Origin of the sequence: Bacillus thuringiensis (assembly GCF_001595725.1) — a bacterium.
Lineage (GTDB): Bacteria > Bacillota > Bacilli > Bacillales > Bacillaceae_G > Bacillus_A > Bacillus_A thuringiensis_K.
This window is the reverse complement of sequence record NZ_CP014282.1, coordinates 5,123,938-5,144,490: the sequence shown is the minus strand read 5'-3', so window position 1 is coordinate 5,144,490 and position 20,553 is coordinate 5,123,938. Positions and strand designations below refer to the sequence as shown.

Genomic DNA, 20,553 nt, shown 5'->3' with positions numbered 1-20,553 from the left:
ATAGATTCCGTATCTAGTATATACGTATTTTATTTCCACTGGCAAAGATTGTAGATAGAGAAAAGAGTTGAAACAAGGTATGAATGCACGTAAGCAATTATGGATAGCAGTTATATGTATGACTTTTGTTGTAATTCTAGGAACGATAGGATTTATGACGATCGAAGAGATTAGTTTGTTTCAAGCATTTTGGATGACGATGATTACTGTATTGACTGTTGGATACGGGGATGCCGTTCCTGTAACGCAAGCGGGGAAAGTATTTGCGCTCCTTATTATTCCTGTTGGCGTAGGTATTGTTACGTATGCAATTGGGGTAGTGGCAGCTATGATTATTGAAGGGAATTTATTTCATGCAGTACGGAGGAAGAAGATGGATAAACAAATAGCGCAGTTGAAAAATCATATTATAGTATGTGGTTGCGGTAGAGTGGGGCTTCAAGTTGTACATGAATTGCAAGAAAAGAATATTCCATTTGTCGTTGTTGATAAAGATGAAAGTATATCGGGGCAGGAAAAGCTTTTATTTGTACATGGAGATGCAACGGAAGATCAAGTATTACATAATGCCGGAATTTTAGAAGCAGCTGGTTTAGTTGCTATTGTTGCAAATGATGCCGAAAATGTATTTATTACATTAACAGCCAGAGGATTAAACGATACGATTAAAATTGTGGCGAGATCTGAAAAGCCAGAAACTGAAGAGAAATTAAGGCGTGCTGGTGCAAATAAGGTTATTAATCCATCTAGTATGGCAGGTATTCATATCGCAAAAGGTATTGCCAATCCATTAACCGTTCATTATATTGATACAGTGTTGTATGGAGTGGAACAGTCATTTGTCATTGAAGAAATTCTAGTTGGAAAAGATTCAATATTAGTTGGTAAATCGTTACTAGAGAGTAATGTAAGGAATCAGTTTGATGTAACAATATTAGCGATTTTAAGAAATGGTAATATTATACATAATCCAGCAGGGCAGGAAAAATTGAAAGAACGTGATATGATAATAGTATTTGGTTCAGTAGAGAAACTGGGACAATTCGAGAAAGAATTACAAAGTACGAGGTGATAAGGAATGCAAATATCTAGCGACAAGATTTTAAATAAAATGGCGAATGAAATTGCGAAGGCAAAAAGTAGTGAAGGACAAAAGTCAAAAGAACATTTATTAGTTGTGCGCGCTTTATGTGACTTATTATTAGATGAACAAGTTGAAACATCTATATATAGAGAAACACAAATTCCATCGAAAGTAATTGGATCACAACCAGTAACAACTATGCAACCAATTGCACCTGTTTCTGGGGAGCCAGTATATATAAAAGAAAGTGATGCAAACGGTAATTCTTTATTTGATTTTTAGAAGATAAATCGTTTGGCTTATATGCAAAAATTGCTTATGATAAAGGTAAAAAAGGGGAATTAAGATGAAAATTTTCTTTTTACTAGGTTGTATTGCAGCGGGGCTATCTGTTGCGTTAGGGGCCTTTGGAGCACACGGTTTAGAAAATAAAATTTCTGCAAAAATGTTAGAAGTGTGGAAAACAGGCGTTACATATCAAATGTTTCATGCAGGTGGACTATTCGTAGTTGCTTTATTAATGGATAAGGTCCAATCATCACTTTTAACTACTGCTGGTTGGCTAATGGTAGCTGGGATTATTATGTTCTCAGGTAGTTTGTATGCATTAAGTACGACAGGAATTAAGTTCTTTGGCCCAATTACACCTCTTGGTGGTGTAGCATTTATTGTGGCATGGATTTTAGTCGGAACTGCAGTTGTAAAAGGATTATAAAAAAACAAAAGCTGGCATATGCCAGCTTTTTTTATGGTCTTGGAGCATAAGTTGCTTGTTGACTAGGTAAATACGTAATTTCCTCTGGAAATTCTACGTAATCTAAGTAAATCATTAGTAGTAAATAGCGTTTTCCTGATTGTGGTTCACTAATAACGATATGGTCACGGCCAGCCGCTTCAATAATACCTGTATAAGATTGTGTACCAAGGGAACTGCCACGTTCATAAGTCATTACAACCGTAGCTTGCTTACCTTTGTTTAAGCGAAGGATATTTTCAATATAGGATTGCTCTAGAGGTAACATGCCTTGAGAAATTGCATATTGAGCTTGTGCAGCTTGAGCTGATTGTTGTTGCATTGCTTGCTGTTGTTGTTGAGTCATTTGTTGCGGTTGTACATAAGTTCCAGATGGTTGATAAAAACCTGTTCCATAGTACGGATTTTGTTGCTGTGCCATTCAAAAATCCCTCCTCATTTTCATCTCTTAATATACGCTAGGACAGTCTTCGCCAGATGGTTGGAAGAAGCAGTGTTTTTTGAAGCGACCAGAGTTTTGTTGGTTATACCAAGTTGGCGGACATGCACCCTCAGGTCTAAAGAACCATAAGGCAAAATTGGCAGGCCAAAAACGTTGCCCTTGAATGGTCCGTCTCGCCAGGGCAATATCTTGTTCACGTGCCCGTTGATAAAAATATCCTTTTTGCGTTGCTTCAAAACCGCCGGGGTTTTGATAAACCATTTGACGTAAATTACGAATGCTTTTAAAGTCTAAACAATTTCCGCGGACACGATTTACCCCAACGTTTCCGACCATTAACATTCCTTGTTGCCCTTCTCCTTCGGCTTCAGCACGCATCAGTCTAGCTAACAACTTTACATCTGCTTCGTTATAAGCAATAACGCCCATTATGTGTCACCTCTCTTTTTGTAATACCTTTTGGAAAGAGGTTTATCTCTAGATGAAGTGTGTAACAATTACTAGTTCATACGTATGAGGAAAAGGACTCAGATATGACAACCAAACGAAGTTTTACATTGAGAGTGGAAAATAAAAAAGCTAGCGTGAGCCAGCTTTTTTATTAAAAAACTTTAGACCATAAGTTTGAGAAGAAATCACCAATAGAGCGCATTGTTAACACAAACCAATTTGCTTTTTCAACTTCCTCTGTCGTTTTTGCAGTAACTTTCATACTTTTACTACCGTCTAAGAAACCATATTTATCAGTTGATTCTAAAGTAATTGAGCCTACTTTGGCATCTTTCTTAGTAGGAGCAACTAAATGTCCATCTTCAGCAAGAGATTTATCTAATTCAGTCCCAATTTTATAAGGCTCTTTGCTACCTTTTTTCGCAATTACTGTTATTTCTTTTTCGGGTGCAACAGTTACTTGGTCTTCTTTCCCTTTTACTACAGAGATTGTATTGTTCTTATTAACTTTTAGTTTTTGTTTTTCAAAGTTATTAAATCCATATTCGATTAATTCACGAGATTCTGTGAAACGTTCATCCATTGATTTTGTTTTAATAATAACTGAGATAAGACGTACATCACCACGTTTAGCAGTAATAGTAAATCCGTATCCAGCTGTATCAGAACTTCCGGTTTTTAAACCATCAGTACCTTCATAAGCGAAAGCAGCTCCTGGTAACATCCAATTCCAGTTTTCCATACGAATTGGTTTTGGATGATTGTCTGGGAAGTTTCTAAATCTTTGTTTTGTATCCTCTAGCATTTCTGGATACTTTGTAATCATTGCTTTTGAAAGCATACCCATATCACGAGCTGACATAGAGTTTTCTGCATTTAGATCAGTTCCCTCAGGATGTTTTCCTTTTAAGTCAGCGTTATTTAAGCCAGTAGCGTTTACAAATTTATATTTCTTTAATCCTAGCTTTTTAGCATGTTCATTTGCAAGATTTAAGAAGTTTTTCTCACTTCCTGCAAGAAGTTCTGCTAAAGCGATACTAGATCCATTTGCAGAGAATATAACAATAGAATGATATAATTCTTTTACAGTATATTGACGTCCTTTTTCGAACGGTACATTAGAGAATTCATTATTAAGAGAGACTTCATAAGCGTAATCAGAAATATTTACTTTCGTATCCCATGTGATTTTTCCTTCTTTAATTGCTTCTAAAACAGCATAAACAACAATTAATTTTGACATACTAGCAATAGCTAGCAATTCATCTGGATTTTGCTCGTGAAGTATTTTTCCTGTATCTGCATCAAATAAAAGTGCAGCCGCCGCCTCAATATGTATTTTTTCTTCCGCATGGGATGTTGTTACTCTTAAGGAAGAAATTGACAATGCAAGCAATAGTAAAATAGACAAGATTTTTTTCATATAGATTATCACCTTCGCATCGTTATTTAGCATATAGCTCGTATCATTTTAGCATATCTTTACATATAAAAAGGTTACAATTTTACAATAAATTTGAAAAAATGTCGGTTTTTCTTCAAAAGTGCAGAAAAAAGGAGATTTTTGAGGATAAATATAGAGAAGAATAAAAAAAGGAACGAAATTCGTTCCTTTTCACCATTTATATGTGTAAAAATTTCTCTACTTTTTCGTCTGGTAAAATGTTTCCAACGAAGAATGTTCCAAATTCACCATAACGAGCACTTACTTCATCGAAGCGCATTTCATATATAAGTTTTTTAAATTGAAGAACATCGTCAGCGAATAATGTTACGCCCCATTCGAAATCGTCGAATCCAACAGATCCTGAAATCACTTGGCGTACTTTACCTGCATATTGACGACCAATTTTACTATGACTGTACATCATTTTTTTACGCTCTTCCATAGGAAGCATGTACCAGTTGTCATCACCTTGGCGACGCTTATCCATTGGATAGAAGCAAATATGATTTGCTTTCGGCAATTCAGGATATAAGCGAGCTAAAATTTGTGGGTTTTGGTATGGATCCTCATCAGCTGGAAGATAGTTGCTTAATTCAACAACAGATACGTAAGAATATGCAGGAACCATATATTCAGCTAAAGTTGTTTTATTCAATTCTGTCTCAATTTCATTTAACTCTTCCATTGTTGGACGTAAAATCATAAGCATAATATCAGCTTTTTGGCCAACAACTGTATACATTGCGTGACTACCTTTTTTCGCAGTAGCTACTTCGTTCCATTTTTCAACGACATTTAAAAATTCAGACACTGCTTGTCCGCGTTCGTCGCTAGATAATGTTTTCCATGCAGCCCAATCAATAGAACGTAAATCATGTAAACAATACCAGCCATCTAACGTTGTTGTTGCTTCACTCATTCTATTCACCTCAGTTAATGATAGTTTTACACGTTAACTATAGCATATATAGTTTTAAAATCATCTATATAAAACCTTGGCGCATAAAATTGTCACATTTAAGTGTTTAAGCAAGTTGAATTCAACGGCTGAATTTTATGAAAATATAATCATTTTTATTTTATCTATTTTTTGGGAGCTATAAGTTTAAAATATAGAAGAAAAGCAGTATTCTTAAAGATAGAGTATTTTTAACATATGTAGGAGGGTTTATTCGTGAGCAACTTATTTACAACAGTAAAAGAAAAAGTTCAAGGAAAAGGCATTTCTATCGTACTTCCTGAAGGAACTGATGAAAGAATTTTAGGCGCTGCAGAGCGTTTAGCAAAAGAAGAGTTAGTAAAACCAATCTTAGTTGGTAATAAGGAAGAAATTAGCGCAAAAGCTGCTAGCATGAATTTAACATTAGCAGGCGTTGATATTTACGACCCAGCTACATACGAAGAAATGGATGCAATGGTAGCATCTTTCGTTGAACGCCGTAAAGGTAAAGCAACTGAAGAAGACGCTCGCAAAATCCTTAAAGACGAAAACTACTTCGGTACAATGCTTGTATACATGGGAAAAGCACACGGTTTAGTAAGTGGTGCAGCTCACTCTACAGCTGATACAGTTCGTCCAGCACTTCAAATTATTAAAACAAAACCAGGCGTTACAAAAACTTCTGGCGTATTCATTATGGTACGTGAAGAAGAGAAATATGTATTCGCTGATTGCGCAATTAACATTGCACCAAACAGCCAAGATTTAGCTGAAATCGGTATCGAAAGTGCGAAAACTGCTGAGTTATTCGGCATTGATCCACGCGTTGCTATGTTAAGCTTCTCTACAAAAGGTTCTGCGAAATCTCCAGAAACAGAAAAAGTTGTAGAAGCAACTCGCATTGCAAAAGAAATGGCTCCTGAGTTAACTTTAGATGGAGAATTCCAATTCGATGCTGCATTCGTACCATCTGTAGCTGAGAAAAAAGCTCCAGGTTCTACAATTAAAGGTGATGCTAACGTATTCGTATTCCCAAGCTTAGAAGCTGGTAATATCGGCTACAAAATCGCTCAACGTTTAGGTAACTTCGAAGCAGTAGGACCAATCTTACAAGGCTTAAACATGCCTGTAAATGACCTATCTCGTGGATGTAACGAAGAAGAAGTGTACAAGTTAGCTTTAATTACAGCAGCTCAAGCACTTTAATTCTATAATGAATTGAAATAAAGACCGTCGCTATTATAGCGACGGTCTTTATTTTTCTAAGCCAAGTGCTTTATTATTACGATCAATAATACGTTGTAAATTCGTCTCATATAAAGGAATCTCATCTATTGTTAATTGAGATGGAGTTAACTTTGGAGCGAATTGCTGCAATGTTTTTAAAAGACGCATCATTAAATCTTGTACTGTAATGGTTTCGTCAAGTAATTCTGAGAGTGAGGCCATCGTACTTGGTACAATTTCAGGGTACGTAAAGCGTGTTTCTTCCCCTTGAATTGCTAGGTTGTAGAAATCACGAACGAGTGCGGCACGCTCAGAGCCACTTCCTGTAGCACAAAGATAAATTTGGACAGCGACACCGCCGCGAATACGACGTTGTGAAATACCAGCGAATTTTTGATCGCGAATACTTAAATCATAACTACCAGGACAGTAAGAGCCGACAATTTCTTTTGCTTCGATAGTAACGTCGTAATCCTTTAACATCTCCTTAATCAAATGCCACATCGTATCGTATCCAAGATCAATATCGATACCTTTTTCTGTTTCTTGGAATAAAAGTGATACGTTTAAAACACCTTCATCAAGCACGACTGCAAGCCCGCCAGAATTACGAACAATAACATTGAAGTTGTTTTGTTTTAAAAAAGAAATACCTTCTTCTAAATGCGGAAGGCGTGAATCTTGAATACCAAGGACAATTGTATTGTGATGAACCCAAGAACGCATTGTTGCGGCTGACTTGCCATTTCCAATGCTTGTGCATAATGTGTCATCCATTGCGAATGACTGAAGTGCATGGAATGTTGGTCCCAAACTAGATTGATCTACAATGCGCCACTCTGGCTGAGATAAAATGGAACGGGAATTGCTCATATAACTAACCCCTTATCTTTAAAATGACAATCTCTATTATAGCAAAAAATGAAGAATGGAGTTTTCTCACATATAAAGGGGAGCTTAGAGGTGAAATAATAAAAAGGATGCATTACATGCATCCTTTTTATTCTGCAATTTTTTCTAAATTACCGTTTCGGTCCATTCGGAAAGATGTTTGAGAACGTTCTTCATCATCCATGACTGCCAATTTACGAGCTCGGTTCATAATGTTCATAAGTGTTTCGTAATCTTCTTGTACAGTATGAGATTGCTTTTCTAATTTTTCTAGTTTCTTTTCTAGTTCCTCATTCCTAAGAATTTGTGCTTTAATTTCTTGTTTCAATCTCGTATTCTCGTTTTCAAGAGCTGTCACTTTTATATTTGAAGATCCGACTGTTTGTAAAAAATAAATAACATCTTGCATTGTCATAGAGCTTCTTGCAGCAGTAGATTCTTGATATGGAATAGCTTCTTTATATTGTACGATTGAATCTTCTTGTACTAACTCTTCATAATTAGTTATCGAATCTGAAACTGGTGGTGTATAAAGTAAACGTTTTTTCGCTTGTTCACCGCTTGCAGCACGCATTTTATCTTTACGATGTTTTTTTGCTAGTTGAAGAGCTTGTTCATAGCTATAGCGAACGACAGCATTCCAGCGGAAACCACAAGCAGCAGATGTACGATTTAACTGATCCCCTACTTCCTCAAATGCATTTAATTGTGTACTTCCTTCTCTAACATGACGAAGTACCGTTTCAGCAAGTAATAAATCATCCTCATCTGTCCAAGCATCTTGTCTTACTTTCATAGATTCAACTCCCTTTCTTTTTATGAACTTCCTATTTTTATAATGGGCAAAAAAATAAACTTTTATACAAAGCTTTTAAAAATATGGTAGATTTCGATGAAAGGTAAAAATTTTCCCATGAATGGTGAGCGCTTCTGTAGGAGAGCATATAAATATGTAGCATTATGTAGAGAATAGGCTTTGTAGGGAAACTTGCAACGAGCTTCAAAGAGCGGTAAAATACCATTTAGTGTTTATTTTTAAATGTACTTGAGAAAAGTTTAAAATAGAGGAAGTGTTATGTAATGGGAAACGAGTTTCGCGTGTGCGATGACTGTCAGGCAACGAACGTTAAAACGTTAGTTCCGAAGTTAAAAAAAGTAGATTCATGTGCAACGATTGAAGTTGGATGTCAGTCTTACTGTGGTCCTGGTCGTAAAAAATCATTCGCATTTGTAAATAACCGTCCAGTTGCGGCTCCAACAGAAGATGAGTTAATCGTAAAAATTGAAGCAAAGTTAAATAAGTAAGAAAAAGAAGAGTGAAAAGATTACTCTTCTTTTTTTATGCCCATAAGAGGAATGGTTTATTCTGCAAAAGTAATCTTGTGTGTACGAACGTTTTTTAAAGGATGGACATAATTTTTGTATTAAAATTCCAATTTATATAAATTTATATTTCAAAATAATGGTTGACAGTCTTTTAAAGCGATAGGTAGAATAGAAGTGTCTGATTCTGAGAATCATTATCAGGAAAATAACAATTCACCTAATTTTTTTATTACTATTTGAGAATAAATTTCATTTTAATAAATATATGTTGTTGGTTAGGATGGTTGAGGGATGGAAGCGAGTGCAAGCAGTATAGAACAGCAAGAAGAGAATGTTAAAGAGATTAAGAGCAGACCGCTCATCGCTTCTATTATTTTAGTAGCGGGTACAATTTTGTTAGCTTTAAGCATGGCAGTTTCTATTTCTTTTGGGGCTGCAGATATTAGTTTAAAGACTGTATGGCAAGCTGTATTTCAGTTTGATGGATCTATTACACATCATAACGTAATTCAAGAGCTTCGCATGCCTAGAGCAATAGGGGGCGTAGTAGCAGGTGCCTTTTTAGCGGTATCAGGAGCAATTATGCAAGGTATGACGCGAAATCCACTTGCTTCACCATCATTAATGGGGATTACAGATGGGGCTGTATTTGGAATTGCAATTATGTATGCATTTTTCCCTAATTCACCTTATTTAATGTTTGTAATCGCATCTTTTATTGGAGCTGCGTTTGGTGCAAGCATTGTATATGGAATTGGGTCTTCTTCACCAGGTGGATTAACACCTGTGAAATTAGCTTTAGCAGGTGCAGCTATTAGTGCTTTATTAGGGGCAATTTCATCTGGAATCGCATTGTATTTCAATCTTGCCCAAGAGGTGAGCATGTGGAATGCAGGCGGAGTTGCTGGAGTGAAATGGCAAAGTATTAATATGTTAGTACCAATTGGCCTTGTTTGTCTTTTTATCGCAATTATGATGTCGAGATATATTACAATTTTGAGCTTCGGTGAAGAAATTGCAATTGGACTTGGTCAAAATACGACATTGATTAAATTTATCGGAACAGTACTTGTTCTTGTTTTAACGGGTTCTGCAGTTTCCATGGCAGGATCAGTTGGATTTGTCGGTCTTGTAATCCCGCATATGACTCGTTTCCTCGTAGGCTCGGACTATAGATGGGTTATTCCATGTTCTGCGGTCTTAGGCGGGCTGTTAATTGAATGTGCAGATATGTTATCTCGCGTTATTAACCCACCATTTGAAACGCCAATTGGAGCAATTACAGCGCTAATTGGGGTTCCATTCTTCCTCTACTTAGCACGTAATGAAGGGAGAGGAAAGATGTGAGGACGAGTGTCTTAACAAAAAAGAACATTTCTATATTAACGATTTTAGTAGGACTAATCATTTCTATATTTCTTATTAGTTTAAATACAGGAACTTTTAAAATCCCGCCAATGGACGTATTAAAGTCATTGGTTGGACTAGGTGCTGAAGATCAGTCTGTTATTTTATTTGAATTCCGTATGCCGCGTATGGTAATTGCTATACTAGTCGGATCTGCCTTAGCTATGTCAGGTGCGATTTTGCAAGGTTTATCGCGAAATCCGCTTGCTGATCCAGGTATTATAGGTATTAATGCTGGAGCGGGATTAACAGTTGTTATATTCGTCTACTTCTTCTTCGGGAAAGTAGGGACTGGTACATTTTTATCTGTATTCATTCTTCCATTCTTCGCACTAGTTGGAGCGATATTAGCAGCGGTAATTATTTATTTACTAGCATGGAAAGATGGCGTTTCATCGACTCGATTAATACTTGTCGGTATTGCCGTTGCAGCTGGATTTGGAGCTGTTAGTTTAATTTTCTCTATGAAGATGACATCTAACGATTTTCGTTTTGCTACGATTTGGCTAGCGGGAAGTCTGTGGGGTACAGATTGGAAATTTGTATTAAGTGTACTTCCATGGATGGTTATTTTCTTACCGCTTGCTATAAGTAAAGCACACATATTAAATGTAATGAACCTAGGCGATTCTACAGCAGTTGGCCTTGGTGTAAACGTAGAAAAAGAAAGACGTAAATTATTATTTATTGCAGTTTGTTTAGCAGGTGCATCTGTTGCTGTTGCCGGCGGAATTGGCTTTATCGGTTTAATGGCCCCGCATTTAGCAAGGCGCCTTGTTGGTGGTAAACATCAAATTATGTTACCCACAGCTGCGCTAATAGGAACGTTTTTACTTTTATTCGCAGACGTAATTTCAAGAAGTGTACTAACAACTTCAGAAATACCAGTCGGTCTTGTTATTTCTGTAATTGGTGCACCGTATTTCATTTATTTACTTATGAGGACAAAATAAAGGGAGGCTTTTCGTATGGCAACTTTAGCGGTGGATGCGGTATCTGTTGGCTATAATGAAGGTTTAATTATTGATGGATTAACAGTTGAAATTCCGGAAGGGAAAATTACAACAATTATTGGACCAAATGGTTGTGGGAAGTCCACATTATTAAAAACGGCGTCTCGTATTTTGAAGGCAAAGCAAGGTACTGTTTATCTTGACGGAAAAGCAATTGAGAAACAGCCAACGAAAGAAATTGCAAAGAAAATGGCGATTTTACCACAAACTGCAGAAGTGCCAACGGGTCTTACTGTATTTGAGCTTGTGTCATATGGAAGATTCCCTCATCAAAAAGGGTTTGGCACGCTGAAAGAAGAGGATTATCGCTACATTAACTGGGCACTTGAAGTGACAGGAATGAAAGAATTTGCGAATCGTCCAGCAGAAGCGCTATCAGGTGGTCAACGTCAACGTGTGTGGATCGCAATGGCTCTTGCACAAGGGACAGAATTACTCGTATTAGATGAACCGACAACGTACTTAGATATGGCCCATCAATTAGAAGTATTAAACTTATTGAAAAAGTTAAATGAAGAAGAAGGTAGAACGATTGTTATGGTTATCCATGACTTAAACCACGCTTCTCGTTTCTCAGATCATATGATTGCATTAAAAGCAGGTAAGTTAATGAAACAAGGAACGCCAGATGAAGTTATGACAAGTGAAACACTTCGTAACGTATTTGAGATTGAAGCTCAAATCGTTCCATGCCCAGTAAACTGTAAGCCAATTTGTTTAACATATGATTTAGCGATGATTAGTAATCAATTGCGTAAAAAAGCATAAGTAGAACCCCCCTCGTGAAGAGGGGGACTTCTAATGGACGTTGAGCTTCTTATATAAGAATGGGAAGTTGAACGCCCGTTAGAATGGGTTATTAACAACAATTAATAAACATATATTGATTAATTGTTATCTTTGTTTCTTATAGTTCATTGTAACTTATAAGATAAATACAGCTAGAAGGAGTGGGAACATGAAGAATTTTAAAATGGCACTATTAGCAATGGTACTAGTTGTGACTTCTGTACTATTTGCAGCTTGTTCTAACAAAGAAGAAGAAAAGAAAGCAGATGCAAAGACTGAAGAGCGCACTGTAAAACATGCAAAAGGGGAAATTAAAATTCCTGCAAACCCAAAGAAAATTGCTGACCTTAGTGGTTCAACAGAAGAATTATTAATTTTCGGTATGAAACCGGTTATTACTGCTAATACATCTCAAGAAAAAATTGATGCACATATTGAAAAGAAACTAAAAGATGTTAAACCAGTTGGTTCTGCTTGGGGCGATAAAATTAACATCGAAGCAGTAGCTGCTGCAAAACCAGATTTAATTCTTGTAAATAATCGTCAAGAAAAGATTTATGACCAATTATCTAAAATTGCACCAACAGTTATGTTAAACACTCCATTAGATCAATGGCGTCCAAAATTCGAAGAAGTAGGTCAAATCTTCGGTAAAGAAAAAGAAACAAAAGAATGGTTCAAAAAGTATGATGAAAAAGCAAGCAAATTACATGACAAAATCGTCGCTAAAACTGGTGAAGCAACATTTATGAAAATGGCTGCATATCCAAATGCTTTCCGCGTATATGGTGATTACGGTTACGGTAGCGTAATCTTTAATGATTTAAAACTACCAGCAGTTAAAGGTACACCAACTGATAAACCGTTAGTACAAGTACAAAAAGAAGCTTTAATCGATTACAACCCAGATTACTTATTCGTATTTACAACTGGTGACGGTTCTCAGCGCTTAAAAGAATTCCAAGAAGAATCAATTTGGAAAAACATGAACGCTGTTAAAAATAACCACGTATTTACAATTAAAAATGAAGACTTAAACAAAGGTTACTTCCCACTAGGGAAAGATATGATCTTAGACGAAGTTGCTGAATTCGTTTTAGGTAAATAATGTATAAAGGAAATCACTTTTACTTCGGTAAAGGTGATTTTTTCTTTTTATAAAGGGAATAAATATAGTCTTTCATTTCTTTCTGTTTCTCATTTCGTTTATAATATAAAGTAAGAATGTAGTAAAGAAAGGGGGATGTCGGAAAGTGGTATATTTAAACGACAAACTCAGCGAAACAAAAGTGTTTAAAGACCCAGTACATAAATATGTGCACGTGCGTGATCGTGTTATTTGGGATTTAATCGGAACGAAAGAATTTCAACGCTTGCGCCGTATTAAGCAGCTTGGAACGACATTTTTTACATTTCACGGTGCAGAGCATAGTCGCTTTACTCATTCGTTAGGTGTATACGAAATTATTCGTCGTATGATTGATGATGTGTTTGATGGCAGACCAAATTGGAATGCTGAAGATAGATTGTTATGTTTATGTGCGGCATTACTTCATGATGTCGGCCACGGCCCATTTTCTCACTCGTTTGAAAAAGTATTTTCATTAGATCATGAGAAATTTACGCAAAAGATTATCGTTGGCAATACGGAGATTAATGATGTATTAAGTCGTGTTGATAAGGAGTTTCCACAAAAGGTAGCAGATGTAATTGCAAAAACGTCTACTAATAAATTAGCGATTAGTATGATTTCGAGCCAAATTGATGCGGATCGTATGGATTATTTATTAAGAGATGCTTATTTTACAGGCGTAAAGTACGGAAACTTCGATATGGAACGTATACTGCGTGTAATGCGTCCGTATGGGAATCAAGTAGTCATTAAAAATAGTGGTATGCATGCTGTTGAGCATTACATTATGAGTCGTTATCAAATGTATTGGCAAGTATATTTCCACCCGGTAACGCGAAGTGCAGAAGTTATTTTAACGAAGATTTTACACCGTGCGAAATCACTGCACGAGAAGTATTATACATTTAAAAATCATCCTGTTCATTTCTATTCTTTATTTGAAGAAGAAGTAACAGTAGAGGATTATTTAAAGTTAGACGAGAACGTTATGTATTACTACTTCCAAGTATGGCAGGAAGAAGAAGATCCAATTTTAAGCGATTTATGCCGCCGTTTTATGAATCGAAATCTATTTAAATATGTAGAGTTTACAGATAAACACGGTTTAGATAATTGGATGGAATTAAGTAGTTTATTTAAAAAGATTGGACTTGATCCGGAGTATTATTTAGTAGTTGATTCAACATCAGACTTACCGTATGACTTTTATCGTGCAGGAGAAGAAGAAGAGCGTCTACCAATCCTACTTCTTATGCCAAACGGAGAGCTTAGAGAGCTTTCACGTGAGTCGGATATTGTTGAGGCGATTACAGGTAAGAAAAGAACGGATCAAAAGCTATTCTATCCACATGATTTAATCTATGAAGATGGAAGAAAAGGAAAATATAAAGAGAGAATTATTGAGTTGTTAGAAGGAAAGAAATAAGAAGCAGCTAATGGCTGCTTCTTATGAAAAAACTTGAAATTATTTGTCGCTTAAGCGTTTTCCGCCAACTGCATAATGGTTTTTAGACATTTCTTCGATGAAAACAACGATGTTTTCTTCAGGAGCACCAGTTGTTTCGCTTACTGCTGTTGTTACTTTCTCAGCAAGAGCTTTCTTTTGTTCTTCTGTGCGTCCTTCTAGCATTTTCACTGTTACGTATGGCATGTACAATCGCTCCTTTTATGTAAGTTACACTCTTATTATAGCGGATTATGGGGAAGAACAATCGAAAAAACAAATAATTTCTTTTTTTGACATATGGAAGAGGAGATGAAGCATGGATCAGTTATTTAGATACCCGTTGCACCAAATTCCTTTGGTAGCAATGGCCATTATTATCGCATTATCAGTTCATGAATTTGCACATGCATATGTAGCATATAAATTTGGAGACGATACAGCAAAGAGACAAGGCCGTTTGACTTTATCACCGATGGCACACTTAGATCCTATAGGTTTGATTGCAGTATTAATTCTTGGATTCGGTTGGGCAAGACCGGTTCCTGTTAACCCATATAACTTTAAAAGACCGCGTCTTGCAGGTATATTAGTTTCAATTGCAGGGCCGATTAGTAACTTAATTTTAAGCGCAATTGGTTTAATTATTTGGTATAGCTTATTAAAATTTGGTGTATTATACTCAATTCCATCTGCAGTGGCAGATACGTTAGCTCAATTTTTCCAGATTTTTATTATGCTGAATATCGTTTTACTTGTATTTAACTTATTACCGATCCCACCACTTGATGGGTATCGCGTAGTGGAAGATTTAGCACCAGCAAATATTCGCGCGAAAATGACACAGTATGAAAAATACGGGGCAATTGCGTTATTAATTCTCGTTATTACACCGCTTAGTAATTACACAATTCAACCTATTTTTCAAGTAGTTATTCCGCATGTATTTGTATTTTTAGATAGCATCATTGCGCCTATTTTTGGCCTTTTATAATTTTTAAGTGAGGAGGATTTTACATATGACAGAGAAAAAGAAAAAAATCGGTTTTAATATCGTGAAAAATGATTCAACAGATGGACATGGTGGATTTGGTGTTGGAGCATTAAGCTTAGAAAACATTTCACCTGTATTTGTTGATGTACTAGAGAAGACTGCATTCGTTGATATCGGTGCGATGCATGCGCGTAGTACAGTAGAAAAAGGTATTAAGTTTTTAACAAATAAAGATGAGGTTCCAAACGGAAAACCGTTTTGGCTTGTTTGGGTAACGATTGAAAGAACTGCAACGGGTGCGTATTACGCAGGTGTAACAGCTTGTGAAATGACAGTTGACCGTGAGATTCGCCGCGGATATAAATCACTTCCAGAGCACGTAAATAAAATGGATAAATCATTGAAGCGTCACATTATGGTTGACCATATGGACGAGTCATCTAAAAAGGTACTTGGTACGTTCTTAAAAGAACATAATGAAGCGATTTGGAACGAATCTAGTGAAGAATTGCGCCGTGCATTATTAAGTGAATAAAAAATAGCTGACGGGTGCCCGTCAGCTATTTTTTTTACCAAGGAAGATATTTTTTCCACCAACTTGTTTTTTTCTTTTCTTCAGTCGTTTTTTCAAATTCTTCTTTATCATCGACGTGATCCATACAATATTCAGTCGGTTCGGTACCTTTAGCGAAATACATTTTCACAGAAATAGGACAATTTTTTGTAGCAATTTTACCGTTCTCTGGATTGATATTAACCGCTACGACGTCACTTGGTTGTTTAAATTCTTTTTTAGGCTGTCCATCTAAGCCCTTCTCCATCGTATCAGTCCATATTTTCTTCGCATACCCTTGTTCTGCTACGTTTGAAATAGATTTAGGTTGATCGTATCCGACCCATACACCTGTTACGATTTGCGGAGTAAATCCGATCATCCAACTATCCGTTTCAGTAGAACCAGATTTGCCGGCATATGTTCTTGATAGTTTGGATAACATCGATTGACCAGTTACAGCAGCATAGCTGCTTAGTTTCTTATTAAACATACCAGTCATCATTTCTTCCATTACAAACGCTTTGCTCTTGTCGAGAACTTGTTTACTCTCTAAATGAGCATCGTATAATATATTTCCTTCATGATCCATAATGCGGCGAATGAAAGTAGGTTTTACTTCTTTTCCACCGTTTGCGAACATGCTATAAGCGTTAACCATTTCAATTGGTTTTACTGGTGATGTACCGAGAGCTAGAGAAGGCACATCTTTTAATGCACTTGTAATTCCAAACTGTTTCGCTGTTTTTGCAAGCGCGTCATCGCCTAAAAACAAATTTGTTTTCACAGCATAAATGTTATCAGAGACTGCGAGAGCTTGTGCCATCGTTACGAAATCATCTGCATAATAATCTTTATAGTTCTTCGGTTTATACTTTGAAACGCCGTCACCTAAGGTGAATACAGTATATTCGCTTTTTAAGCGTGTAGCAGGCGTGAATCCTCGTTCTAATGCCGCATAATATAGAAATGGCTTAAATGTAGAACCAGGCTGACGAATGGCTTGTGTAGCCCTGTTAAATTGACTCGTAGTATAATCAGTTCCACCAACAAGAGCAGCCACTTCACCTGTCTTTGGATTCATAGAGACGAGAGCAGTTTGTATGTTTGTTGTGTCAGGTATGTGATCTTTTACAGCTTGTTCTGCTACAGCTTGTAGTTTAGGGTCTAGCGTTGTATAAATTCGCAAGCCACCCCGTTGTAAAGCTTGTTCGTCTAATCCAACATCACGAAGGAGCGAAGCTTGTACAGCATCTTGGAAATATGGTGCGACCTCTGCTACTTTTTTCGTATCTAATGAGGCAAAAGTTAGTGGCTCTTTCTTCGCTAAGGCTGCTTGTTGCTTCGTAATATATCCTTGCTTTACCATTTCATCTAATATGAGAGCTTGTCGTCCTTTCGCACGATCCTCTTTCAAAAAGGGAGAATAGACACTTGGCCCTTTCGGGATACCTGCGAGCATACTAGCTTCTGCTAATGTTAACTCTTTTGCCGTTTTATCGAAATATAGACGGGACGCAGCTTCGATGCCATAAGCGCCATGTCCGTAATAAATTGTATTTAAATATCCTTCTAAAATATGATTTTTATTATAATTCACCTCAAGGCGAATTGTGTACATTGCTTCTAATAGTTTACGTTTCCACGTTTTATCATGATCTAAGTAAAGGTTACGAGCATACTGTTGTGTAATCGTACTAGCACCTTGGACTTTTGCCATCGCTTTTAAATCGGCAACAATGGCACCAGCAATACGTTTCATATCAAAGCCATGATGTTTGTAGAATCGTTGATCTTCAATAGATAGTGTCGCCTCTTTTACATAAGGTGAAATTTCATTAAGAGATACATTGTAACGTTTTTGCATTTCATTACTTTGTCCTATAACAGTGTCATCATTTGCGTAAAAGACGCTTGTTTGCGGGACCGCAACAGGAGGAGGTCCCATAATTTTTGCAACTATAATAATAACAAAAAAAGAAAAAACGAAGAAAAGGACGCAAGAAAACATTGCGGTGAAGAAAAGACGTTTATATTTTTTAAGTTTTGGATTCATAGTTTGATCCATCTTTTTTCAGCCCCTCATTAATACAAGCGTTATTGTATTAGTATTGAGGGTTTTCGTTTATTTTAAACAATGAAATTTTGAAAATAAAAAAGCCCCTTCCATTAAGAAAGGAGCTCAAAGGCACGTGCTGGCCAATCGGTAATGATGACATCTACACCATAATCAATCATAGTTTGTAAATCTTTGTATTCATTAATTGTATATGGACGGAAAACATACCCTTGCTCTTGTGCTAACTGCACAAATTCTTTCGTTAATAACTGGAAGTTTGGATGTAATCCATTTGCTTCTCTATGTTTTGCTTCGGCAATTGGATCAGCAAGTGGTGTATCATATAAAATTGCTCTTGGGATTTCAGGAGCAATTTCTGCTAATAATGAAACAGAGTCATGGTTAAATGATGAAAATACAATTTGATTAGAAAGATGATACTCACGCACAAGTGCAACAGCTTTTTCCTCAATATTTGGGTAATGAATAACATCTGTCTTTAATTCAATATTTAGTTGTAAGTTCGTTGTGGAAAGCCAAATGAAAACCTCGCGCAATGTTGGGATTTTTGCTTCATGGAAAGAAGGGTCTTTATAGCTACCAGCGTCCAATGATTGTAGTTCCTCCACCGTTTTTTCCGAAACAAGTCCAACGCCATTTGTTGTGCGATCGACGGTTTCATCGTGAATTACGACAAGTTCACCATCTTTTGATAAGTGGACATCGAGTTCAATTCCGTGAGCGCCAATGCGTTCTGCTTCTTGGAAGGCAATCATCGTATTTTCGGGATGTGTTCCTTTTACTCCGCGATGAGCGAAAATAAGTGGTTTAATCATGTGAAATTCTCCTTATTATCTCATTTCTTTTATTATGAAACTGCTTTAGGGAAAATACAATTGAATATGACAAACATTTACAAAAGTCTAACAGTTGCAGAAAAGTTAACGTTAACGTAAAATGTAATAATCAAGTGAAGGGAGGAATAAACATGTATAAAATTGATGAAGTAACAAAGCAAGTCGGTTTAACAAAACGTACACTTCGTTATTATGAGGAAATTGGTTTAATTCATCCCCCAGAACGTAGTGAGGGAAATATTCGTCTGTATACTGATGAGGATATTGCCAGAATTAAAAGAATTGTAGAAGCGAAAGAAGTGCTAGGAATCACACTTCAAGAAATGCAGCATTTCTTATCACTAAAAGAAAGAATGGAGCAAAGGAGAAATAGCGAGAACCCTCGTGATCGTGAAGTGATTCAAGAAATTAAAGATATGCTTGAAAAACAAGTGCAAACGTTAGACGAAAAAATGGAGCAAATGCAACGTGTAAAGGCAGAACTCGAAGATAGTTTACATCGTGCAGTAACATTTTTAGAGAGCACAAAAGGAGAGTAATCAAAATGGAGAGCAAACAAAAACTAGGGAGATTGATTACAGTGGTGGCTACCTTCCTTGCCTTTTCGGGTATAGGAGTAGTCGACCCAATTTTGCCAATTATTGCAGAGAAAATTGGTGCAACACATTGGCAAGTTGAAATGTTATTTACCGCTTATATTTTAACGATGGCAATCATGATGTTACCAGCTGGTATATTTGCATCGAGATTTGGTGATAAACGGATGATGACAATCGGCCTTGCGATTGTGACTGTATTTGCGTTTATATGTGGTATATCGCAAACGATTGCTCAATTATCTCTTTTCCGCGCTGGATGGGGATTAGGAAATGCGATGTTTTTTGCTACAGCAATGACGCTGTTAATAGCATTAAGTAAAGAAGTTCATGAAGCAGTAGGATTATACGAAGCAGCTATCGGTTTAGGCATGGCTGGCGGACCATTATTAGGCGGGATATTAGGTGGTCATTCTTGGCGTTATCCGTTTTTCGCGACGAGTATTTTAATTTTCTTAGCATTTATTTTAGTATTCTTTTTTGTAAAAGAACCAGAGCGAAAAGTGAAGCGTAAGGCTGCTGGCGTAGGGGAATTACTTAACCTGGTGAAGTATAAACCATTTATGCAAGGTGCCATTTCAGGGATGCTATACTACTACGGATTTTTTGTCGTGTTAGCATATTCACCACTTATTATGCATTTATCAGCTATTCAATTAGGTTTTGTATTTTGCGGATGGGGACTCGCGTTAGCTTACGGTTCTGCAATTTTAGCACATAAGCTAGAAGGGAAATATGAACCAAAAACATTATTGAAGGGTAGTTTACTCGTATTTGCGATTTTCTTAATTGCACTATTCTTTGTGAAAATTATGTGGTTACAAATTACTCTTATCGTTTTATCAGGATTGGCATCTGGTTTAAACAATGCATTATATACAAGTTATGTAATGGATATTTCACCTTATGAAAGATCTGTTACGTCAGGTGTTTATAACTTCGTTCGTTGGCTAGGGGGCGCAATTGCTCCGATTTTATCAGGAGTTATCGGTCATACTGTTTCACCACAAAGTCCGTTTTTAGTAGGTGGAATTGTGGTATTAGTTGGTTGTATTATGATCCTAATTCCAATTCGTAAACCAGTAGAAATAGAGACAAAAGCCCTTTCTTAAGAAAGGGTTTTCTTTCCTTTTACGGTGCAAACCCTT

Annotated in this window: 23 protein-coding genes; 14 read left to right on the top strand and 9 right to left on the bottom strand. The window is 36.6% G+C overall.

Annotated features, from left to right (window positions below; all coding sequences use genetic code 11):
• Nucleotides 1-79 precede the first annotated feature (79 nt).
• The 3 genes from AXW78_RS25905 (at nt 80) to AXW78_RS25895 (ending at nt 1,799) form a co-directional block, all read left to right on the top strand.
• Nucleotides 80-1,072 carry a potassium channel family protein gene (locus AXW78_RS25905; protein WP_002164263.1) on the top strand — a complete coding sequence of 331 codons (993 nt, stop codon included), beginning with the start codon at nt 80-82 and terminating at the stop codon, nt 1,070-1,072.
• A gap of 6 nt (nt 1,073-1,078) precedes the next feature.
• A complete protein-coding gene (locus AXW78_RS25900) occupies nt 1,079-1,366 on the top strand; it encodes a YwdI family protein (RefSeq protein ID WP_061884806.1) in 288 nt (95 codons plus the stop codon).
• A gap of 64 nt (nt 1,367-1,430) precedes the next feature.
• Nucleotides 1,431-1,799 (top strand): DUF423 domain-containing protein, encoded by a 369-nt coding sequence (locus AXW78_RS25895; RefSeq protein ID WP_000688315.1) that lies wholly within the window; start codon nt 1,431-1,433, stop codon nt 1,797-1,799.
• 31 nt (nt 1,800-1,830) lie between these two features.
• Here AXW78_RS25895 and gerQ read toward each other — a convergent pair whose 3' ends face one another.
• The 4 genes from gerQ to hemQ form a co-directional block, all read right to left on the bottom strand.
• Nucleotides 1,831-2,259, bottom strand: coding sequence for a spore coat protein GerQ (gene gerQ / locus AXW78_RS25890; RefSeq protein WP_000068651.1), 429 nt, complete (start codon nt 2,257-2,259; stop codon nt 1,831-1,833).
• 27 nt (nt 2,260-2,286) lie between these two features.
• The gene (cwlJ, locus tag AXW78_RS25885) at nt 2,287-2,709 is read right to left on the bottom strand and encodes a cell wall hydrolase CwlJ (protein WP_000538154.1); all 423 of its coding nucleotides are present in this window, start codon (nt 2,707-2,709) and stop codon (nt 2,287-2,289) included.
• Between the two features lie 172 nt (nt 2,710-2,881).
• A complete protein-coding gene (locus tag AXW78_RS25880; RefSeq protein WP_061884805.1) occupies nt 2,882-4,153 on the bottom strand; it encodes a serine hydrolase in 1,272 nt (423 codons plus the stop codon).
• 199 nt (nt 4,154-4,352) lie between these two features.
• Nucleotides 4,353-5,096 (bottom strand): hydrogen peroxide-dependent heme synthase, encoded by a 744-nt coding sequence (hemQ, locus tag AXW78_RS25875; RefSeq protein ID WP_001287595.1) that lies wholly within the window; start codon nt 5,094-5,096, stop codon nt 4,353-4,355.
• A 255-nt stretch (nt 5,097-5,351) separates the two neighbouring features.
• Here hemQ and pta point away from each other — a divergent pair, with 255 nt between their 5' ends.
• On the top strand, nt 5,352-6,323 hold the full coding sequence (gene pta, locus AXW78_RS25870; protein ID WP_000067215.1) for a phosphate acetyltransferase: 972 nt from the start codon (nt 5,352-5,354) through the stop codon (nt 6,321-6,323).
• Nucleotides 6,324-6,371: 48 nt separating this feature from the next.
• Here the strand turns inward: pta and AXW78_RS25865 are convergent, their stop codons facing one another.
• Together AXW78_RS25865 and AXW78_RS25860 are read right to left on the bottom strand one after the other, a co-directional pair.
• Nucleotides 6,372-7,217, bottom strand: coding sequence for an octanoyl-[GcvH]:protein N-octanoyltransferase (locus AXW78_RS25865; RefSeq protein WP_000071947.1), 846 nt, complete (start codon nt 7,215-7,217; stop codon nt 6,372-6,374).
• A 127-nt stretch (nt 7,218-7,344) separates the two neighbouring features.
• The gene (locus AXW78_RS25860; RefSeq protein ID WP_000868368.1) at nt 7,345-8,031 is read right to left on the bottom strand and encodes an RsfA family transcriptional regulator; all 687 of its coding nucleotides are present in this window, start codon (nt 8,029-8,031) and stop codon (nt 7,345-7,347) included.
• Between the two features lie 284 nt (nt 8,032-8,315).
• Between AXW78_RS25860 and AXW78_RS25855 the strand changes: the two genes are divergently transcribed.
• From AXW78_RS25855 to AXW78_RS25830, 6 genes are all read left to right on the top strand, one after another.
• Nucleotides 8,316-8,540 (top strand): YuzB family protein, encoded by a 225-nt coding sequence (locus tag AXW78_RS25855; RefSeq protein WP_000526079.1) that lies wholly within the window; start codon nt 8,316-8,318, stop codon nt 8,538-8,540.
• 312 nt (nt 8,541-8,852) lie between these two features.
• Nucleotides 8,853-9,908 carry a FecCD family ABC transporter permease gene (locus tag AXW78_RS25850; RefSeq protein WP_000388294.1) on the top strand — a complete coding sequence of 352 codons (1,056 nt, stop codon included), beginning with the start codon at nt 8,853-8,855 and terminating at the stop codon, nt 9,906-9,908.
• Entirely contained in the window at nt 9,905-10,921 is a 1,017-nt protein-coding gene (locus AXW78_RS25845) for a FecCD family ABC transporter permease (RefSeq protein ID WP_061884804.1), read from the top strand. Before AXW78_RS25850 ends, AXW78_RS25845 begins: the two co-directional genes overlap by 4 nt.
• A gap of 15 nt (nt 10,922-10,936) precedes the next feature.
• Nucleotides 10,937-11,749 (top strand): ABC transporter ATP-binding protein, encoded by an 813-nt coding sequence (locus tag AXW78_RS25840; RefSeq protein WP_000212068.1) that lies wholly within the window; start codon nt 10,937-10,939, stop codon nt 11,747-11,749.
• 190 nt (nt 11,750-11,939) lie between these two features.
• Complete coding sequence (locus tag AXW78_RS25835; protein ID WP_000787724.1) at nt 11,940-12,878, top strand: ABC transporter substrate-binding protein; 939 nt, start codon at nt 11,940-11,942, stop codon at nt 12,876-12,878.
• Nucleotides 12,879-13,023: 145 nt separating this feature from the next.
• A complete protein-coding gene (locus AXW78_RS25830; RefSeq protein WP_000262742.1) occupies nt 13,024-14,328 on the top strand; it encodes an HD domain-containing protein in 1,305 nt (434 codons plus the stop codon).
• A 39-nt stretch (nt 14,329-14,367) separates the two neighbouring features.
• Here the strand turns inward: AXW78_RS25830 and AXW78_RS25825 are convergent, their stop codons facing one another.
• On the bottom strand, nt 14,368-14,553 hold the full coding sequence (locus AXW78_RS25825; RefSeq protein ID WP_001147172.1) for a 2-hydroxymuconate tautomerase: 186 nt from the start codon (nt 14,551-14,553) through the stop codon (nt 14,368-14,370).
• Between the two features lie 112 nt (nt 14,554-14,665).
• On the opposite strand from AXW78_RS25825, the gene AXW78_RS25820 reads away from it, so the two are divergent.
• Complete coding sequence (locus tag AXW78_RS25820) at nt 14,666-15,340, top strand: site-2 protease family protein (RefSeq protein WP_000372451.1); 675 nt, start codon at nt 14,666-14,668, stop codon at nt 15,338-15,340.
• Between the two features lie 25 nt (nt 15,341-15,365).
• Nucleotides 15,366-15,875, top strand: a complete 510-nt coding sequence (locus tag AXW78_RS25815) for a YwhD family protein (protein ID WP_000136678.1) — start codon at nt 15,366-15,368, stop codon at nt 15,873-15,875.
• 34 nt (nt 15,876-15,909) lie between these two features.
• On the opposite strand, the gene AXW78_RS25810 is transcribed toward AXW78_RS25815, so the two are convergent.
• Together AXW78_RS25810 and AXW78_RS25805 are read right to left on the bottom strand one after the other, a co-directional pair.
• The gene (locus tag AXW78_RS25810) at nt 15,910-17,961 is read right to left on the bottom strand and encodes a transglycosylase domain-containing protein (RefSeq protein WP_000372968.1); all 2,052 of its coding nucleotides are present in this window, start codon (nt 17,959-17,961) and stop codon (nt 15,910-15,912) included.
• A gap of 101 nt (nt 17,962-18,062) precedes the next feature.
• Entirely contained in the window at nt 18,063-18,788 is a 726-nt protein-coding gene (locus AXW78_RS25805; protein ID WP_000595028.1) for a glycerophosphodiester phosphodiesterase, read from the bottom strand.
• A 152-nt stretch (nt 18,789-18,940) separates the two neighbouring features.
• Between AXW78_RS25805 and AXW78_RS25800 the strand changes: the two genes are divergently transcribed.
• Entirely contained in the window at nt 18,941-19,348 is a 408-nt protein-coding gene (locus AXW78_RS25800; protein WP_000276560.1) for a MerR family transcriptional regulator, read from the top strand.
• A 5-nt stretch (nt 19,349-19,353) separates the two neighbouring features.
• On the top strand, nt 19,354-20,517 hold the full coding sequence (locus AXW78_RS25795) for an MFS transporter (protein WP_000444234.1): 1,164 nt from the start codon (nt 19,354-19,356) through the stop codon (nt 20,515-20,517).
• Nucleotides 20,518-20,553 lie beyond the last annotated feature (36 nt).

What these genes read in the sequence shown, in the direction of transcription:
- AXW78_RS25905 (WP_002164263.1), top strand. Translation starts at nt 80, where the DNA reads ATGAATGCACGTAAGCAATTATGGATAGCAGTTATATGTATGACTTTT.
- AXW78_RS25900 (WP_061884806.1), top strand. Translation starts at nt 1,079, where the DNA reads ATGCAAATATCTAGCGACAAGATTTTAAATAAAATGGCGAATGAAATT.
- AXW78_RS25895 (WP_000688315.1), top strand. Translation starts at nt 1,431, where the DNA reads ATGAAAATTTTCTTTTTACTAGGTTGTATTGCAGCGGGGCTATCTGTT.
- gerQ (WP_000068651.1), bottom strand. Translation starts at nt 2,259, where the DNA reads ATGGCACAGCAACAAAATCCGTACTATGGAACAGGTTTTTATCAACCA.
- cwlJ (WP_000538154.1), bottom strand. Translation starts at nt 2,709, where the DNA reads ATGGGCGTTATTGCTTATAACGAAGCAGATGTAAAGTTGTTAGCTAGA.
- AXW78_RS25880 (WP_061884805.1), bottom strand. Translation starts at nt 4,153, where the DNA reads ATGAAAAAAATCTTGTCTATTTTACTATTGCTTGCATTGTCAATTTCT.
- hemQ (WP_001287595.1), bottom strand. Translation starts at nt 5,096, where the DNA reads ATGAGTGAAGCAACAACAACGTTAGATGGCTGGTATTGTTTACATGAT.
- AXW78_RS25865 (WP_000071947.1), bottom strand. Translation starts at nt 7,217, where the DNA reads ATGAGCAATTCCCGTTCCATTTTATCTCAGCCAGAGTGGCGCATTGTA.
- AXW78_RS25860 (WP_000868368.1), bottom strand. Translation starts at nt 8,031, where the DNA reads ATGAAAGTAAGACAAGATGCTTGGACAGATGAGGATGATTTATTACTT.
- AXW78_RS25855 (WP_000526079.1), top strand. Translation starts at nt 8,316, where the DNA reads ATGGGAAACGAGTTTCGCGTGTGCGATGACTGTCAGGCAACGAACGTT.
- AXW78_RS25850 (WP_000388294.1), top strand. Translation starts at nt 8,853, where the DNA reads ATGGAAGCGAGTGCAAGCAGTATAGAACAGCAAGAAGAGAATGTTAAA.
- AXW78_RS25840 (WP_000212068.1), top strand. Translation starts at nt 10,937, where the DNA reads ATGGCAACTTTAGCGGTGGATGCGGTATCTGTTGGCTATAATGAAGGT.
- AXW78_RS25835 (WP_000787724.1), top strand. Translation starts at nt 11,940, where the DNA reads ATGAAGAATTTTAAAATGGCACTATTAGCAATGGTACTAGTTGTGACT.
- AXW78_RS25825 (WP_001147172.1), bottom strand. Translation starts at nt 14,553, where the DNA reads ATGCCATACGTAACAGTGAAAATGCTAGAAGGACGCACAGAAGAACAA.
- AXW78_RS25820 (WP_000372451.1), top strand. Translation starts at nt 14,666, where the DNA reads ATGGATCAGTTATTTAGATACCCGTTGCACCAAATTCCTTTGGTAGCA.
- AXW78_RS25815 (WP_000136678.1), top strand. Translation starts at nt 15,366, where the DNA reads ATGACAGAGAAAAAGAAAAAAATCGGTTTTAATATCGTGAAAAATGAT.
- AXW78_RS25810 (WP_000372968.1), bottom strand. Translation starts at nt 17,961, where the DNA reads ATGGATCAAACTATGAATCCAAAACTTAAAAAATATAAACGTCTTTTC.
- AXW78_RS25805 (WP_000595028.1), bottom strand. Translation starts at nt 18,788, where the DNA reads ATGATTAAACCACTTATTTTCGCTCATCGCGGAGTAAAAGGAACACAT.
- AXW78_RS25800 (WP_000276560.1), top strand. Translation starts at nt 18,941, where the DNA reads ATGTATAAAATTGATGAAGTAACAAAGCAAGTCGGTTTAACAAAACGT.
- AXW78_RS25795 (WP_000444234.1), top strand. Translation starts at nt 19,354, where the DNA reads ATGGAGAGCAAACAAAAACTAGGGAGATTGATTACAGTGGTGGCTACC.